The sequence below is a fragment of the Bradyrhizobium sp. USDA 327 genome (genome assembly GCF_041262065.1).
Lineage (GTDB): Bacteria > Pseudomonadota > Alphaproteobacteria > Rhizobiales > Xanthobacteraceae > Bradyrhizobium > Bradyrhizobium liaoningense.
Map to the genome: position 1 here is coordinate 2,033,669 of NZ_JBGCCW010000001.1, position 15,617 is coordinate 2,049,285.

The following is a 15,617-nucleotide window of genomic DNA, read 5'->3' on the forward strand; positions in this document are numbered from 1 at the left end:
AGCGCGCCGCCGACGGAAGGTCTTTTGCGTTTTCGCAGGCGTCTTGTCAAAACGCACGAAACTGCGATCGGGCTTGCTGGATGCGATCCTGGGCCATCTCGGCGGTTGGCCTCGTGACGCCGAATCGCTGCTCGAACTCGGCGACATTGACGACGCCACGGCGGTGGGTGCCGTCGCCGATCTTGCGGTCGCCCTCCCAGGCCTCGACCTCGAACAGGATGCTTCTGGCGTCGATCGCGACCACCCGTGCCGTCGCCCGCACCGTGCGACCGACCGGCGTCGCGGCCAGATGGCGGATATTGACCATCATCCCGACGCTGACATGACCTGCGGGAAGGAACGGCTGAACCGCCGATCCGGCAGCCATTTCCATGTGCAGGATCATCATCGGCGTGCCGTAGACTTCAGGCATGCCCGGCACCACATGGCCGACGGTCATCTCGGGCGTGACGGTCACCAGTTTTTCGGCGGTCATGCCGGTCGTCACTTTCTCAAGCGGATTCATGGCTCAATTCCGTCTGTGCCTCGGTCGTGGATGGGGTGGATGTCTTAGCGGCCTGCGGCTTGCGCCCGGTGAGCCAGTTGCCGAGCCGATCGAGATAGAGATAGACGACGGGCGTGGTGTAGAGCGTCAGGATCTGCGACAGCATCAGGCCGCCGACGATCGTGTAGCCGAGCGGCTGGCGCAGCTCCGCACCGGTGCCGGAGCCGATCATCAGCGGCACGCCGCCGAGCAGCGCAGCCATGGTCGTCATCAGGATCGGGCGGAAGCGCAGCGTGCAGGCCTGGTAGATCGCCTCTTCAGGGCTGAGCCCATGCCGGCGCTCCACCTCGAGCGCGAAATCGACCAGCATGATGCCGTTCTTTTTGACGATGCCGATCAGCAGGATGATTCCGATGATGGCAATCACGCTGAGATCCATGTGGACAGCCAGCAGCAGCAGCAGCGCGCCGATACCCGCCGAAGGTAGCGTCGACAGGATCGTAATCGGATGGATCAGGCTCTCATAGAGGACGCCGAGAATGATGTAGATCACGATCAACGCGGCCCCGATCAACAGCGGTGTGCCGGACAGGGAGGACTGGAAGGCCTGGGCGTTGCCCTGGAACGAGGTCGACAGCGAGGCGGGCTTTCCCGTATCCTTCTCGATCTTCTGGATCGCCGTCACCGCATCGCCCAGCGCGACGCCTGGCCGCAGGTTGAACGAGATCGTCACCGAGGGAAACAGGCTCTGGTGGTTGATCAGGATGGGCGCAGGCTTGATGACGGCATGGACCAGCGTGCTGAGCGGGACCTGCTGGCCGGAGGCCGAGTTCAGGTAGATGTCCTTGAGCGCTTCGGGCCCGTACTGGAATCGCGGATCGACTTCCATCACGACGTGGTACTGGTTCAGCGAGGTGAACATGGTGGAGACGATGCGCTGGCCGAAAGCGTCGTCAAGCGCATTGTCGATCGTCGTGGGCAGGATGCCGAAGCTCGAGGCGACCTCGCGATTGACGGTGACCTCCAGCCGTGGGCCGGCATTGGCCTGGTCGCTTGCGACGTCGCTGATGACGTCGAGCGCGCGAAGCTTCTCCAGGAAGATCGCCGACCAGTGGGTCAGCTCGTTGGAATCGGCATCCGTCAGGGTGTACTGATATTGTGTCTTCGACAAGCGTGCGCCGATCGTGATGTCCTGCGCCGCCTGCATGTAGAGCGTGATGCCCTGGATGTGGGCCAGTCGCGGGCGCAGCCGGTTGATCACCTGGTCGGCGCTCGCCTTGCGCTCCGGCTTCGGCTTCAGCACGATGAAGATGCGCCCCTGGTTGAGCGTCGCGGTCGGTCCGCCCGGACCGATATAGCTCGCCACTGACTGGATCGCGGGATCCTTTGAGAGGATGTCCACGATCGCCTGCTGTCGTTCCGACATCGCGGGGAAGGAGATGTCCTGGGCAGCCTCGGTGATGCCGACGATCTGTCCAGTGTCCTGTTGCGGAAAGAAACCCTTCGGGATGATCACGTAGAGGTAGCCGGTCAACGCGATGGTCGAGAGCATGACGAGCAGCGTCGCGAAGCGATGCCGCAGCACCACGCGCAAGCCCCGCGCGTAGAGCGCAAGCAGGGCATCGAAGCCGCGTTCGAACAGGAGATAGATCCGGCCGTGCTTCCTTCGCGAATCGTCCTTCAGAAGGCGCGCGCACATCATGGGCGTCAGGGTGAGCGAGATGATCAACGACAGCAGCAGCGCGGCGGTGATGGTGACGGCGAATTCCTGGAACAGCTTGCCGACGTAGCCGCCCATCAGGAAGAGCGGGATGAACACTGCGATCAGCGAAAGCGTGATGGAGACGATCGTGAAGCCGATTTCGGCGGAGCCCTTGAGTGCGGCCTCCAGTGGCGTCATGCCCTGTTCGAGATGGCGCACGATGTTCTCGATGACCACGACGGCATCGTCGACCACGAAGCCGACCGCGATCGACAGTGCCATCAGCGAGAGGTTGTCGAGGCTGTAGCCGAGCACATAGAGCACCGCGAACGTCCCGATCAGCGCCAGGGGAACAGTGATCGCCGGGATGACGGTGGCCCAGAAATTTCGCAGGAAGAGGAAAATGACCATCACGACCAGGGCGACCGTCAGCAGCAGCGTGAATTGAACGTCGGAAACCGCGGCGCGAATGGTGGCGGTGCGATCGGCGGCGATCGTCACCTTGATCGCCGGTGGAACGGAAGCCTGCAACTGCGGCAGCAGCTTCTTGATCCGGTCGACGGTCTCGATCACGTTGGCGCCGGGCACGCGCTGGACTGCCAGAATAATGGCGCGCTCTTTGCCGTACCAGCCGGCCAGAAGATCGTTTTCGGGGGCCTCGATCGCCGTGCCGACGTCGCGGATTCGTACCGGCGAGCCGTTGCGATAGGCGATGATGAGGTCTTCGTAAGCAGAGGGCTTCAGCAACTGATCATTGGTGTTCAGCGTATAGGTGACGCGCGGGCTGTTGAGCGTGCCCTTGGGCAAGTCGACATTGGCGCCGGCGATGACGTTGCGGACGTCTTCGAGACCGATGCCGCGGGCAGCAAGCGCCTGCGGGTTGACGCGAACACGGATCGCCGGCTTCTGCTGGCCGCCGATGCCGACGAGCCCGACACCGGGCACCTGCGAAATCTTCGGCAACAGGATATTTTCCGCATAGGCATCGACCGTGGTCAGCGGCAGCGAGTCCGACGTCAGCGCGATCAGCATGATCGGCGTCTCCGCCGGATTTACCTTCCTGATCGTCGGCGGGTAGGGGATGTTCGGCGGCAGGAAGGGGCTGGCGGCATTGATCGCGGCCAGCACGTCCACGGCCGCGCTGTCCACCGTCCGCGACAGCTCGAATTGCACCGTGAGCTGGGCCACGCCGAGTGCACTGGACGAGGTGAGCTGGGTGATGCCGGGGATCTGGCTGAGCTGCTGCTCGAGCGGTGTGGCGAGCGACGAGGCAATGGTGCCCGGATCGGCGCCGGGCAATTGCGCCGAGATCTGGATCGTCGGGTAATTGACGTTCGGCAGCGCACCGACCGGCAGCAGTGGATAGGCCGCAAGGCCGCACAGCAGCAAGCCGGCCATCAGCAGGGCGGTTGCGATCGGCCGCAGGATGAAGGGCGCCGAGAGGTTCATGGGATCGCGTCCTGCACGGCGCTCTGCAGGTCGGCTTCCCGCGCAGCTTTGCCATGCAGTTCCCGGACGCGGCTGCCTTCCGTCAGCCGATACTGGCCGTCGACCACGACCACGTCACCTGACTTCAGCCCCTGGTCGATCAGAGCTTGCCCATCACTGATCTGTGCGACGTGAACGGGGCGCAAGGCCGCGGTCTGGCCGTCGGTCACGACATAGACATAGCCGCCGTTCGGTCCCTGCTGCACGGCCGAGCCCGCGACAGTGAGCGCGTCCTTCCGAATTTCGAGCAGCAGGCGGGCATTCACAAGCTGGCCCGGCCACAGCCGGTGCTCACGATTCGGGAACACCGCCTTGAGCTGAACGGTGCCGGTCGTCCCTGCGATCTCGTTGTTGACCAGCAACAGCGTGCCTTCGTCGAGCTTCATCTTGTTGTCCTGGCTGTAGGCAATGACCTTCAGCGATTCCTTTGCAGCGTGCTCCTGGATTACGGGCAGGTCGGTCTGCGGCAGGGTGAACAGCAGCGAGATCGGCTCGATCTGGGTGACGACGACGAGACCGTTGGGGTCGGTCGGGTGAATCACGTTGCCGACATCGATCTGGCGCACGCCGGTGATGCCGGGGATGGCCGAGGTCAGGCGCGTGTAGCTGAGCTGGACGTTGGCCTGATCGATCTGCGCCTGGTCGGCCTTCACGGCGGCTTTGAGCTGCGCCACCTGCGCCGTCTGCGTCTCGATCAGTTGCGGGGTCGCGTAGCCCTTGTCGCCGAGCTGATTGTAGCGTGAGAGATTGGCCTCGGCGTTCACGAGCTGCGCCTGATCCCTGTCGCGGTTGGCCGTCAGCTGCTCGATCTGTGCCTCGTAGGGACGCGGATCGATCTGGGCGAGCAGGTCGCCGGCCTTGACGGTCTGTCCCTCGGTGAAGGCGATCTTGACGATCTGCCCCTGAATCTGGCTGCGCACGACGTCGGTGTTGTAGGCGATCACGGTGCCGATGCCGCGCAGGTAGATCGGAACGTCCTTGCCGGTGACGGTGGCTGCGACGACCGGCACGGCAGCGGGCACCGGCGCGGCCGCCACCGCCGGCCTGTGGTCGGTGCCGTAGAACCAGAGGCCTGCGCCGATCAGGATCGCGGCGAGAGCAACCAGTGCGAGGGTGAGGTTGCGTTTCACGGTGATGGTCCTTCTTGATCTCAGGGATTGCCGGAACCGTTGATTGAATTCGTGTTGCCCATGGGGGCAGGGCCGGGCACCGGCAGGGACGGACTGATTCCGGCGCCGCCGAGTTCGGTGGATCCGAGCGGAATCCCGACGCGTCCGACCGTCGATGTCGAGGGAGGCAAGGCCGATTGGGTTGTCGTGCCGTCGGAGCAGCCGAGTGACTGGCTTCCGGAGAGCCCGCCGCCGTCAAACAGGGCTCCCGACGATCCGGTATTCCCTGAAAGGGGGCAGTTCGTCATTGCTTGCGAAGGGGTGATCGGGGATACGCCGGGCGTGGCGATTTCGGTCGAGCCCAGCGGAATGCCTTCAGGCCGCGTGGATCCGAGGTTGAGCGGCGAGGTTGCAGACATGCCGACAGGGGGCAGCGTCGTCGGCAGCGTCATCTGCGCATTCACCGCGGCCGGGATCAGCCAAATCAGGCTGGTTGCGAGCGCCACGCCCAGATGCATCGATGCAAATCGGCGGCATCCGAACCTGTTCAATGAGAGCTGTTCTCGCATGGGCTGCTCCGGATTCTTTCATGTGTGCGGAACGATAGGGAGCGGCCGGCGTGCCGGTATTCCCTGAATGCACGTCCTGCTGTCTGGCCGCACGATCGAAAGCCATCCACCCCGGGATCATTGGGGCCCCTTCCGAAGCAGTCGCTTTGCTTCGGACAGCTCCCGGCGGCACGTGGCGATGTCGCTGGAGCTGTCCGCGGCGCGTGCGCGGTCGAGGGCATCGAGCGCGAGTCGAAGGTAAACTCCGCTCGCGCCTTCCGCTTGCGCCAGCGATCGTGGCGTGGGCTGATGACCGCGCAGTGCATCGAGGCTCTCCGGGCTCCAGCCATGTGCGCCGGCATTCTTCTCAATCGCGGCGTCCAGCTGTGCCTGGACACGCCCGATCGAATCTTCGCAGGACGCAGCACGAGCCGGGGATGCCGCCTGCAGGAGGATTATAGTGGCAGCTGCAATCCGGATGAGTGAATTCGATGTCATTGTCGATCCTTCGTGTCGCTAGCGAACGTCTGCCTCGAATGACAGGACCGATACGCGCCGTCTTTCGCTTGTGAACGTCGGCTGCTTTGCACGCGCACGAGATCGTGCCATCAGAGAAACTGGAAAGTGAGCTGGGTCAGCGCTGGGGCCGATAATTCCCGGCGTGCGAAGTGGCAAGGGCCGGTGTTTGCCGAAATACGCAGGCAAGCGGCCAACGTAGTGTCGCATCGTTCCAACCCGGAGTGATCCCGACATGAAACACCTCAACGCAGGTCTCGCCTTTGCTGCAGCCCTTTCCCTGTTCGCGAGCGTCGCCCCGGCGCGTGCGGAACCCGTTAAGAACATCGTCCTGGTCCACGGCGCCTGGGTGGATGCGTCCGGCTGGAAGCCGGTCTACGAAATCCTGAGCAAGGAAGGCTTCCGCGTGACCATGGTGCAGGAGCCGGAAACGTCGTTCGCCGACGACGTCACGGCGGCGAAGCGGATTCTCGATCTCCAGGATGGTCCGACACTCCTCGTCGGCCACAGCTATGGCGGCTCGATCATCACCGAGGCCGGCGTCCATCCCAAAGTCGCCGGCCTCGTCTACGTCGCCGCGCACGCCCCCGACGTCGGCGAGGATGAATCGGCGCTCGGCAAGAAGACGCCGAGTGTGCTTGGAAAGACCGAGGGCGTCATCAAGGTCACGCCGGACAAGTTCACCTATCTCGATCCCGTGCAATTCCCGAAACTGTTCGCGCCCGATCTGCCGCGTGAGCGCGCCGAGTTCGTGGCACGCTCCCAGGTCCTGGCCGCGGCACAGGTGTTCAGCACCCCACTGACGGCGGCTGCGTGGAAGACCAAGCCGAGTTGGGGCATCGTTGCCGGCGACGACCAAATCATCAATCCCGATCTGGAGCGCTGGTACTACGAGCGTGCCAAGAGCCACACCACGGTGATCCCGGGCGCGAGCCACTCGGTCTACGAGTCGCATCCCAAGGAAGTGGCGGCGGTCATCACGCGCGCAGCGCGCAGCATCGATCAACCGGTCACCCGCTGACGCCGCATTTTGCCGGTCCTGACGCACGGCCGGTGAACGGAGGGCCGGCGGGAGAGGCAGCACTCCCGCCGGCCTGACTGCCCACCCTCGGAGAATTCCATGAGCGTGATCGAGAAGACCAGCGCAAGTCGAGGACCGGTTCGCGACCTGACGCGCGTCAAGGAGCAAAGGCCATGACGAGCTGGCAGAACAACCGCGCCACGCGTGATGCCCGCATCGCTGCAGGTGCCGCGCTTGCCCACGGCAAAGTCGTGGAAGCGGACAATGCCACGCGCCTGCTCGAGGCTGTGATCCGGCCGGGCGACCGGATCTGCCTGGAAGGCGACAACCAGAAACAGGCCGACCTGCTCAGTCGCGCGCTGCTCGCGGTCGATCTCTCCAGGGTCAACGATCTGCACATGGTGCAGTCGGGCGTCGTTCTTCCAGAACATCTGGATCTGTTCGACCGCGGCGTCGCGAAGCGGCTGGACTATGCCTATTCCGGGCCGCAATCGGCCCGCATCGCGCGCATGCTGTTCGGCGGCAAGATCGAGCTGGGCGCGGTCCACACCTATCTCGAACTGTTCGCACGCTACTTCATCGACTTGACGCCGCACGTCGCGCTGATCGCTGCCGTCAGCGCCGACCATGACGGAAATCTCTACACCGGTCCGAACACCGAGGATACGCCGACCGTGGTGGAGGCAACGGCCTTCAAGGACGGCATCGTGATCGCCCAGGTCAACGAGATCGTCGAGCAGGTTCCGCGGGTCGACATCCCGGCGGATCGCGTCCACTTCGTCGTCAAGTCCGACAAGCCGTTCTTCGTCGAGCCGCTGTTCACGCGCGATCCGGCCGCGATCACCGAGGGACAAATCCTGACCGCGATGCTCGCGATCAAGGGTATCTATGCTCCCTATGGCGTGCAGCGGCTCAATCACGGTATCGGCTTCAGCACGGCGGCGATCGAGCTCCTGTTGCCGACCTTCGGCGAGCGGCTTGGCCTCAAGGGCAAAATCGCGACCCATTTTGCTCTGAACCCGCATCCCGCACTCATTCCCGCGATCGAATCCGGCTGGATCCGGCAGATTCACTCGTTCGGTTCGGAGGTCGGCATGGACGACTACATCCGCGCCCGGTCCGACGTCTACTTCACCGGCCCCGACGGCTCGCTGCGCTCGAACCGCGCCTTTTGCCAGACCGCCGGGCTCTATGCCTGCGACATGTTCATCGGTTCAACGTTGCAGATCGATCTGCAGGGAAATTCGTCGACCGTCACCACCTCCCGCATCGCCGGGTTCGGCGGCGCGCCGAACATGGGAGCAGATGCGCGCGGCCGGCGTCATCCGAGCGAGCCCTGGCTGAAGGCCGGGGCGGAGGCTGATCCTGATGGCTCCTCCCTGATGCGCCGCGGCCGCAAGCTGGTGGTGCAGATCGGCGAGACGTTCGGCGACAAGAACGTGCCGCTGTTCGTCGAGAAGCTCGATGCCATCGAGCTCGCGGAGAAGCTGGAGCTCGAGCTCGCGCCGATCATGATCTATGGCGACGACGTCACGCACATCGTCACCGAGGAGGGCGTCGCCAACCTCCTGCTGTGCCGTACCGCGGAGGAGCGTGAGCAGGCCATTCGCGGCGTTGCCGGCTACACCGACGTCGGCCGTCGGCGGGATCACGGCATGGTCGCGCACTTGCGCGAACGCGGGGTGATCCGGCGCCCGGAGGATCTCGGCATCAATCCGCTCGATGCGGATCGCAGCCTGCTCGCGGCGCGCTCGATCAAGGATCTCGTGCGCTGGTCAGGCGGGCTCTACGCGCCGCCGTCGAAATTCAGGAACTGGTGAGGAGAGGTCATGGAAGATCTTAGGTTTGAGCACAGCGTTCACACCAGGGCCGGCGGCACCAGGCAGAGCGCGATCGTCGGCGTTGTCGCCTCGGGCAATCTGGAGGTGCTGGTGGAACGCGTCCTGCCGGATGCGGAATGCGCCATCGAGATCAAGACCGCGGCGGTTGGCTTCGGCGAGGTCTGGACCGCCGTAATCGGCGATTTCGTCGAGCGCTATTCGCCCGGCGGGCTGAGATTCTCGATCAATGACGGTGGCGCGCGCCCCGATACGGTCTCGCTTCGGTTGGCGCAGGCAGTGCGATTGATCACGGAGAACGGCCAATGACCGCACCACTCAAGGACGTCACACCGGCCGAGCGCGCCCGCAGCACCAGCTTCTACGAGGCGTCGGCCCGCACGCGGCTGGAGTTGCTGCTCGACGCCGGCAGCTTCGTCGAGTTCATCGGTCCGGAGCAGCGCGAGGTCAGTCCGCATCTGAAGATCTTTGATCTGCCCGAGCAGTTCGACGACGGCATCGTCGTCGGCCATGGCCGCCTCGATGACTCGCCGGTGTTCGTCGCCGCACAGGAGGGCCGTTTCATGGGCGGCGCCTTCGGCGAGGTGCATGGCGCCAAGCTGATCGGGTTACTCCGCGCGGCGCGCCAGATCGCATCGATCCCCGTCCTGATCCTGTTCGACACCGGCGGCGTCCGGTTGCAGGAAGCCAATGCCGGCGAGCTCGCCATTGCCGAGATCATGCGGGCGGTGATGGAGGCGCGCAGCGCCGGCGTGAAGGTGGTCGGCCTGATCGGCGGCCGGTCCGGATGCTACGGCGGCGGTGGGTTGATCGCGGGCTGCTGCTCGGCACTCGCCGTGTCTGAACCTGGGCGCATTGCGGTGTCCGGCCCCGAAGTCATCGAGACCAATCGCGGCGTCGAGGAGTTCGACTCCCGCGACCGCGCGCTGGTCTGGCGCACCATGGGCGGCAAGCATCGCCGCCTGCTCGGCGCCGCCGACGTCTTTGCCGATGACAATGTGCAGGAGTTCCGCGAGGCCGCGCTGGAACTGCTGGGTCTGATCGGACCGTTCGGCCTCGACAGCTTGAAGGCAGAGCAGGAGCGGCTTGCCGACCGGCTAAGCCGCTACGGCGCCTGCCTCGATGCCGTCGACATCTGGACGGCGCAAGGCATCGCGCATGCCGAAACGGTTCCGGAGCTGCCGGCCGATCAGTTCATTGCGCTCGCCGACAGGATGGGGAGGACCAGCCGTGACGCTCGATGACATTCTCGCCTCGCTCTTTCCAAAGGGCCATGAGATCAGGAACGACAAAGGCGTCCGTCTCGGCTCGGCGACGCTGCGACGCGGCGACAAAATGCTCGTCCTCGGTGTCGCGGATCGAACCGCACTGGGCGTCGACGAGGCGATCAGATTGTCCGGCCATGTCCTGGCGTCGATCGGCCGGGACTCTGGCCCGATCCTGGTGCTCGTCGATAGCGACAGCCAGCGCATGAGCAAGCGCGACGAGTTGCTCGGGCTGAACGAATTCCTCGCGCATCTGGCGAAAGTGTTGATCCACGCGGACATGAACGGCCGCCCCACCATCGGCCTTCTCTACGGTCACTCGGCGGCGGGCGCTCTGCTCGCGACGGGACTTGCAACCCGCGTGCTGATCGGATTGCCCGGTGCACAGCCTGCAGTGATGGACCTGCCGTCGATGGCGAAGGTCACCAAGCTGTCGATGGAAGCGCTCGAGGAGAAGGCGAAGTCGACGCCGGTGTTCGCGCCGGGGCTGTCCAATCTCGTGCAGATGGGCGCGGTTCACATGACATGGAGCAAAGATGCCTCGCTCGCCGATCAACTGGAGGCGCTGCTGGCCGACATGCCGGCCGCGCGAGACCAGCGGGATGCGCTCGGTAAGGCGCGTGGTGGCCGGCTGAAGGCCGCTGATATTGCGGAGCGTGTGCGTGACTTGGCCCTGCAAGCACGGTGAGCGTTCACCGGGTCGTCATGACCTCGTCTTCGTCAGCCCGGCAGGGTGGCGGGCGATGCTGGAAGCGCGCGGCGATCTCGCTACCGATGCGTTGGTCGCACGTTGGTCCAAAATGGGCTGGCCGGCGATCAGGCGGCGCGCTCTGCCATGCGAGGAAGCCGGTCTTGCTCTGGGCCTGCCATTGCCGCCCTCGGCCGGCAAGAAGCGGATCTCGCTCCTGGTTGATATCGACCACGTCGTCTCGGTGGCGAGGCCGCCGTCGCTGCGGCAGGCGCGCGCTTACGCGCCGCGCAACTGGTGGCCGACGCTCGACCGGCTCGACCGGTTGGAGCTTCGTCACTCGGTGGACGCGCGCGTCTTCGGCAGCCTGGCCTGGCAATCGCTGACCGGGCTCGACTACGTGACAGACCGATCGGACCTCGATGTGCTGTTCGAGATTCGCGGCGAAACCGACGTCGATCGTTTCGTTGCCGATGTGGCTGCGATCGAGAACGAAGCGCCGATGCGGATCGATGGCGAACTGATGCGCGCGGATGGTGCTGCAGTGAACTGGCGCGAGCTCCACGGCGGCGGGAGCGAGCTTCTGGTGAAAAGCATCGGGAGCGTGATCCTGCTCGGCAGGGATCGATTCATTTCCGGAGCGAGGGGATCATGATCACCGCGGCCATGCGAGGTTTGGAAAGGTCGGTTCAGCGTCGGTCACGCATCGGGCCCGACGTTTCCGCCATCGGCGCCATCGCCGCCCGCTGCCTCGTCGAGGAGCTGGAAACCTGGCCGAAGCCGGGGCTCGTGAGTCATATCGACAATGGCAGTCACGATGATATGGATGCCGGCACGTTCCGTCGCAGCGCCGCGGCGATCGAGCCCCATCTTCAGCGCCTGGCCGAAGCAGGCGCGCGCGGCTGCGGCATGGGGCGGCTGCGGGCGGACGTGACCGGGAGCGCCGCGAGCATGCGCCCAAGGGAGAGGACGCTGACGAGGTCGACCAGCGCGGAACGCGCGGCCGCGGTCCGTGCCGTGCCGATGCTCGATTCCGTCGTAAGGCTGGCGATCTCCGGACGTATCGCAGCGATGTCGTGCAACAGGCTCGCCGCAGCCACCGCGGAGTCACGGTCGGTACCGTGCGTGAGGGCCTTGACCCGGTTCGTACAGCGCCTCGATGCGACCTGCCAGTACCGGATGATAGTCCGGCGCGGCCAGCACCTCGTTGACCAGCGCCACCGCAAGCACCCCGATGCCGATGGCGGCACCGCGCGCGATGCCGGTCGGAAACACCTGGAGCGGCGTGTCGATCTGCTGGATGGCGATCAGGGCGACGGTGATGCAGCAGAGCGCCGCCGCATAGGCACGATTGCCGTCCAGCATGGCGGCGACATAGACGCAGAGCCCGACCCAGATGCCGAGCACGGCGAGCAGGAGGCCGTCGGTCTGAGAAAACACGCCGGCGATCGCAATCGATGCCATGACCCCAATCGCCGTCGCGAGCAGCCGGTAACCGGCCTTTTCCATGCCCTGACCGCGTGTCGGCAAAGCCAGGATCGCCACGGTCAAGGCCGCTGACGAGGGGGATTCGAGCTCGAGCCAGAAGCTCGCATAGAGTGCGAGCAGCATCGCCAGCCATATCCGCAGCGCAAAGGTCCAGGAGCTTGCCGGGAAGCCGGCGAAGACCAACGGGGACGGCGCGGCAGCACTGGTGGCGTTCACGGGCATCGCGCCTCATCCGTTTTTCGGCAGAGCGTGCCGCCCGGCCGAAGTCGAGAAAGTCGAAAACGACTATGAGGTTTGCAGCTCCTGCCGGTATTTCCGGTCCACCAACCTAGTTGCCGGAATGCACGTCTGGTTGGGGACGAGAGCCATTGCGCAAGGGAGGGACAGACAGGCTACGGCGCGTGGCCTGCCAGCGCCTCTTCGAGGCAGCGGATGATCTCATCGCCGCTGGAGGGCTTGCCGAGAAAGCAATGCGCGCCCGCGGCCATTACGCGCTGGCGCACGGATTCGCTTGGAAAAGCCGTCATGAAGATGATCGGGAAACGGCGGCCAGCGGCGATCAACTGGGCCTGCAACTCATCGCCCGTGATGACCGGCATCTGCACGTCGGCGATCATGCATGCGGGATCGTCTCCCGGCGCATGCCGCAGGAAGTCCAGCCCGGACTCGTAGGCATCGGCCTCGTAGCCGAGCGAACGCACCAGGCTCGCAAGCGAAGCGCGAACGCCTTCGTCGTCGTCCACAATTGCAATCACAGGGGTCTTGGCCATTTGCGCTCAATCCTGACCGCGGTGTTCCGCAAGGCAAGGAGGATATCTCCCGTTGCGCGGCCGATAACGCCTTATGCACCCGGGGGCCGGACCGCCGAAATTATACTCAGGTTTGGTCCGTAGTCCTGCGGGTTTGGGAAACTCCGAGCGCCTCGGCCTTGCGAACGAGGTCGGCCAATGACCTAACCCCCATCTTGCGCATGACGTTCCCGCGGTGGATTTTGACCGTGATCTCGCTGAGGCCGATCAGGGCCGCCACCTGCTTGTTCATCAGGCCGGCGGTGACATGGCCCATCACCTCGCGTTCGCGCGCCGTCAGGGTCTCGTACTGGGCGCGGATGTCCTCCTTGGCCGCGGCTTCGGCACGGTGCTGCGCATCGCGCTCGAGCGCCGCGGTCACGGCATCAAGCATGTCCTGGTCGCGAAACGGTTTGGAAAGAAAGTCGACGGCGCCGGCCTTCATGGCACGCACCGACATCGGAATGTCCCCGTGGCCGGTCATGAAGATGATCGGATAGCTGATGCCCTGCCGGACGAACTGGCTCTGCAGATCGAGCCCGCTCACGCCCGGGAGGCGGACGTCCAGCACGATGCAGCCGGGACCGTCGGGCAGCGAGCCGGCAAGCAATTCGGCGGGCGAGCCGTACAGGCGCGTCTGGAGGCCAACGGATCGGAACAGGCTGTCGAGCGAGGCGCGGATGCCGGCGTCGTCGTCGACGACAATGACGATTGCGTTGGAGGGCTGGGCCGGCGGCTGCGCCTGGTTGGGTCGGGTCATGGCAGGGCGTGTTCTTGGCTAAATGGCAATGTCAGGTGGAATGTCGTTCCCGAGCCCGGAGTGCTCGCCACCGACAACCGGCCGCCGTGAGCTTCCACCGTGGTTCGGCAGATCGCAAGCCCCATGCCCATTCCGCCATCCTTCGTCGTGAAGAACGGATCAAACAGGCGCGGCAGGTCCTCAGGTTGGATGCCCGGGCCGCTATCCTGTACCATGATGGCGAGGGTTTCGCTGTCCTCGCTGCCGGCGCGCAGCGTGATGGTGCGGGAACCGGGCTGGCCTGCCATGGCCTGGCCGGCATTGATCAGAAGATTGACCAGGACCTGTTGCAGCTGGACCCGGTCGCCGCGAATCGGTGGCAGATCGTGCTGCGACTCGACGGTGAGGGTGACCTGGTCCTTGGCGAGTTCGCGCGCAACCAGCGCAGTCGCCTCCTCGATGATCTCGCCGATTTGCAGCATATCCCGCTGGGGCGGGGCCTTCTTCAGAAAGGTGCGGATGCGGGTCACGATCTCGCTGGCGCGGCGGCCCTGAGCGACGACATGGCCGATCGTCGTCGTAACCTCCTTGAGATCGGGGACGTCGCGCCGCAGCCACCGCAGGCCGGCCTCGCCGCTGGTGACGATCGCCGCCAGCGGCTGGTTCACCTCATGCGCAATTGACGCGCTGAGCTCGCCGAGGGTTGCAACGCGTGCAGCATGAGCGAGCTCGACCTGCGCCGCGAGCAGCGCATCCTGCGCCTGCCGGCGCTCGGTAATGTCGACGACGAAGATGAGGACGTTATGATCTTCGTCGGATTGAGGCGGAAAGGTGATCGTGAACAGCACGGGGACCTTGCGTCCGTCGAGGCGCACGAGCTCGCTCTCCCCTTCGTGGAACTGCTCTCCTTCCGCGAATGCCACCAGCGCGTCGAGGAAACTGCGATCGTTCTCGCCCAGCAGCTTGTCCACGTTCTGGATGAAGGCCGCAGAGCTGCTTGCCCCCGCCATCTTCTGCAGGGCAGGATTGACGTCGGTAATTCTGGCAAGCCCACGGGCATGGCGGACCAAATCGGGATGTCGTGCCAGATATTCGCGCAGGTCCGCCCCTCGGGTCGGTAGCGAATGCAGGCGCGGTCCGTAGTCCGCTCCAGTCTTCCTCTACGACGCCGATACGGCTTGCGTCGAACATTCGGCGGTATCGCTGCTCGCTCTGCACCAGTGCGCTGTGCGCCGCCACGTGGTCCGTGACGTCGGTGTGCGTTTCAAGCACGCCAACGGGTTTGCCGAGATGGTCGTGTTGCAGGGCCCAGCGGGCATCGACCGCGAGTATGGCACCGTCCTTCGTGCGCTGCTCAACCCTGCCTTCCCATCGCCCGGTATCGAGCAGGGTGGCCTCGATGACTTCCCTCCGGTCGGGATAGCTGGTTCGCAGAAGCTTGTCGGCGATCTGCCCGAGTGCCTCGTCGGTGGTCCAGCCGTAGGTCTGTTCCGCAGCCTTGTTCCAGAAATTGATCACGCCGGCGCGATCCCGGACGAAGATCATGTCATGCGAGAGGTTGAGCAGGCGAGCCTGCGCCGCCAGGCGATTGGTTGCGGCATGATTCTGGAGCGCGAGCAGCGTGGTGATTGCGATGGCCGCTAGGCTCACCAGGGCACGAAGGGCCGGTGAGCCGATGGGCTCGTGATCATGCGATAACAGATACGCGGTGATCGTCAGGGCGGCACAGCCGATCGCGGCGACGATGATGTCGTTGCGCCGGTTCGTCCTCGCCGCGAGCAGGATCGCAACGACGTAGAGAACCGCGACCGCACCTTCGAGCGGCGTCAGCACGTCGACCATGAAGACCGCGAAGGCGAGGACGGCGGACCAGAACCGCAGGCCGGTGCGGCTCATGGATGAACCCGTGGGCCGATCAAGGTTCGTCATCGTCGCAGGCGGGG

15 protein-coding genes and 2 pseudogenes are annotated in these 15,617 nt (G+C 64.9%); 7 read left to right on the forward strand and 10 right to left on the reverse strand.

Annotation, left to right across the window (positions count from 1 at the left end; all coding sequences use genetic code 11):
- Positions 1 to 46: 46 nt before the first annotated feature.
- Genes ABIA42_RS09170 through ABIA42_RS09185 form a run of 4 tightly spaced genes read right to left on the reverse strand, consistent with a single transcriptional unit; the run spans position 47 to position 5,352 of the window.
- The gene (locus ABIA42_RS09170) at positions 47 to 505 is read right to left on the reverse strand and encodes a thioesterase family protein (protein WP_370114107.1); all 459 of its coding nucleotides are present in this window, start codon (positions 503 to 505) and stop codon (positions 47 to 49) included.
- Entirely contained in the window at positions 492 to 3,635 is a 3,144-nt protein-coding gene (locus ABIA42_RS09175; RefSeq protein WP_370114105.1) for an efflux RND transporter permease subunit, read from the reverse strand. The genes ABIA42_RS09170 and ABIA42_RS09175 overlap by 14 nt, the downstream gene beginning before the upstream one ends.
- A complete protein-coding gene (locus tag ABIA42_RS09180) occupies positions 3,632 to 4,804 on the reverse strand; it encodes an efflux RND transporter periplasmic adaptor subunit (RefSeq protein ID WP_370114103.1) in 1,173 nt (390 codons plus the stop codon). Before ABIA42_RS09180 ends, ABIA42_RS09175 begins: the two co-directional genes overlap by 4 nt.
- A gap of 20 nt (positions 4,805 to 4,824) precedes the next feature.
- The gene (locus ABIA42_RS09185) at positions 4,825 to 5,352 is read right to left on the reverse strand and encodes a hypothetical protein (RefSeq protein WP_370114101.1); all 528 of its coding nucleotides are present in this window, start codon (positions 5,350 to 5,352) and stop codon (positions 4,825 to 4,827) included.
- Between the two features lie 730 nt (positions 5,353 to 6,082).
- Here ABIA42_RS09185 and ABIA42_RS09190 point away from each other — a divergent pair.
- The 7 genes and pseudogenes from ABIA42_RS09190 to ABIA42_RS09220 form a co-directional block, all read left to right on the forward strand.
- Positions 6,083 to 6,868: an alpha/beta hydrolase gene (locus ABIA42_RS09190; protein WP_028179439.1), complete on the forward strand. Its 786-nt coding sequence runs from the start codon at positions 6,083 to 6,085 to the stop codon at positions 6,866 to 6,868.
- Between the two features lie 173 nt (positions 6,869 to 7,041).
- Positions 7,042 to 8,688, forward strand: a complete 1,647-nt coding sequence (gene mdcA, locus ABIA42_RS09195) for a malonate decarboxylase subunit alpha (RefSeq protein WP_370114099.1) — start codon at positions 7,042 to 7,044, stop codon at positions 8,686 to 8,688.
- Positions 8,689 to 8,697: 9 nt separating this feature from the next.
- A complete protein-coding gene (gene mdcC / locus ABIA42_RS09200; RefSeq protein WP_370114097.1) occupies positions 8,698 to 9,015 on the forward strand; it encodes a malonate decarboxylase acyl carrier protein in 318 nt (105 codons plus the stop codon).
- Positions 9,012 to 9,950 carry a biotin-independent malonate decarboxylase subunit beta gene (locus ABIA42_RS09205; RefSeq protein ID WP_271526160.1) on the forward strand — a complete coding sequence of 313 codons (939 nt, stop codon included), beginning with the start codon at positions 9,012 to 9,014 and terminating at the stop codon, positions 9,948 to 9,950. The genes mdcC and ABIA42_RS09205 overlap by 4 nt, the downstream gene beginning before the upstream one ends.
- Complete coding sequence (gene mdcE, locus ABIA42_RS09210; protein WP_370114095.1) at positions 9,937 to 10,659, forward strand: biotin-independent malonate decarboxylase subunit gamma; 723 nt, start codon at positions 9,937 to 9,939, stop codon at positions 10,657 to 10,659. The genes ABIA42_RS09205 and mdcE overlap by 14 nt, the downstream gene beginning before the upstream one ends.
- Positions 10,634 to 11,314 (forward strand): malonate decarboxylase holo-[acyl-carrier-protein] synthase, encoded by a 681-nt coding sequence (mdcG, locus tag ABIA42_RS09215; protein ID WP_271526158.1) that lies wholly within the window; start codon positions 10,634 to 10,636, stop codon positions 11,312 to 11,314. Before mdcE ends, mdcG begins: the two co-directional genes overlap by 26 nt.
- Before the next feature lie 11 nt (positions 11,315 to 11,325).
- Positions 11,326 to 11,547: pseudogene (locus tag ABIA42_RS09220) on the forward strand (triphosphoribosyl-dephospho-CoA synthase); the annotation flags it as partial.
- On the opposite strand, the gene ABIA42_RS09225 reads toward ABIA42_RS09220, so the two are convergent.
- The 6 genes and pseudogenes from ABIA42_RS09225 to ABIA42_RS09250 all read right to left on the reverse strand — a co-directional run.
- Positions 11,532 to 11,759, reverse strand: coding sequence for a hypothetical protein (locus tag ABIA42_RS09225; protein WP_370157125.1), 228 nt, complete (start codon positions 11,757 to 11,759; stop codon positions 11,532 to 11,534). The pseudogene ABIA42_RS09220 and the gene ABIA42_RS09225 overlap by 16 nt on opposite strands.
- 7 nt (positions 11,760 to 11,766) lie before the next feature.
- Complete coding sequence (locus tag ABIA42_RS09230; RefSeq protein WP_370157127.1) at positions 11,767 to 12,369, reverse strand: FUSC family protein; 603 nt, start codon at positions 12,367 to 12,369, stop codon at positions 11,767 to 11,769.
- Between the two features lie 170 nt (positions 12,370 to 12,539).
- Positions 12,540 to 12,917, reverse strand: coding sequence for a response regulator transcription factor (locus tag ABIA42_RS09235; RefSeq protein WP_194388129.1), 378 nt, complete (start codon positions 12,915 to 12,917; stop codon positions 12,540 to 12,542).
- Between the two features lie 106 nt (positions 12,918 to 13,023).
- Positions 13,024 to 13,695, reverse strand: coding sequence for a response regulator transcription factor (locus tag ABIA42_RS09240; RefSeq protein WP_271526152.1), 672 nt, complete (start codon positions 13,693 to 13,695; stop codon positions 13,024 to 13,026).
- On the reverse strand, positions 13,692 to 14,684 hold the full coding sequence (locus ABIA42_RS09245) for an ATP-binding protein (protein ID WP_370157128.1): 993 nt from the start codon (positions 14,682 to 14,684) through the stop codon (positions 13,692 to 13,694). The genes ABIA42_RS09240 and ABIA42_RS09245 overlap by 4 nt, the downstream gene beginning before the upstream one ends.
- A 271-nt stretch (positions 14,685 to 14,955) precedes the next feature.
- Positions 14,956 to 15,603 (reverse strand): annotated as a pseudogene (locus tag ABIA42_RS09250) (PAS domain-containing protein); the annotation flags it as partial.
- Positions 15,604 to 15,617: the final 14 nt, after the last annotated feature.

What these genes read in the sequence shown, in the direction of transcription:
- ABIA42_RS09245 (WP_370157128.1), bottom strand. Translation starts at nt 14,684, where the DNA reads ATGGCGGGGGCAAGCAGCTCTGCGGCCTTCATCCAGAACGTGGACAAG.
- ABIA42_RS09175 (WP_370114105.1), bottom strand. Translation starts at nt 3,635, where the DNA reads ATGAACCTCTCGGCGCCCTTCATCCTGCGGCCGATCGCAACCGCCCTG.
- ABIA42_RS09240 (WP_271526152.1), bottom strand. Translation starts at nt 13,695, where the DNA reads ATGACCCGACCCAACCAGGCGCAGCCGCCGGCCCAGCCCTCCAACGCA.
- ABIA42_RS09190 (WP_028179439.1), top strand. Translation starts at nt 6,083, where the DNA reads ATGAAACACCTCAACGCAGGTCTCGCCTTTGCTGCAGCCCTTTCCCTG.
- mdcC (WP_370114097.1), top strand. Translation starts at nt 8,698, where the DNA reads ATGGAAGATCTTAGGTTTGAGCACAGCGTTCACACCAGGGCCGGCGGC.
- ABIA42_RS09205 (WP_271526160.1), top strand. Translation starts at nt 9,012, where the DNA reads ATGACCGCACCACTCAAGGACGTCACACCGGCCGAGCGCGCCCGCAGC.
- ABIA42_RS09235 (WP_194388129.1), bottom strand. Translation starts at nt 12,917, where the DNA reads ATGGCCAAGACCCCTGTGATTGCAATTGTGGACGACGACGAAGGCGTT.
- mdcA (WP_370114099.1), top strand. Translation starts at nt 7,042, where the DNA reads ATGACGAGCTGGCAGAACAACCGCGCCACGCGTGATGCCCGCATCGCT.
- ABIA42_RS09230 (WP_370157127.1), bottom strand. Translation starts at nt 12,369, where the DNA reads ATGCCCGTGAACGCCACCAGTGCTGCCGCGCCGTCCCCGTTGGTCTTC.
- ABIA42_RS09170 (WP_370114107.1), bottom strand. Translation starts at nt 505, where the DNA reads ATGAATCCGCTTGAGAAAGTGACGACCGGCATGACCGCCGAAAAACTG.
- ABIA42_RS09185 (WP_370114101.1), bottom strand. Translation starts at nt 5,352, where the DNA reads ATGCGAGAACAGCTCTCATTGAACAGGTTCGGATGCCGCCGATTTGCA.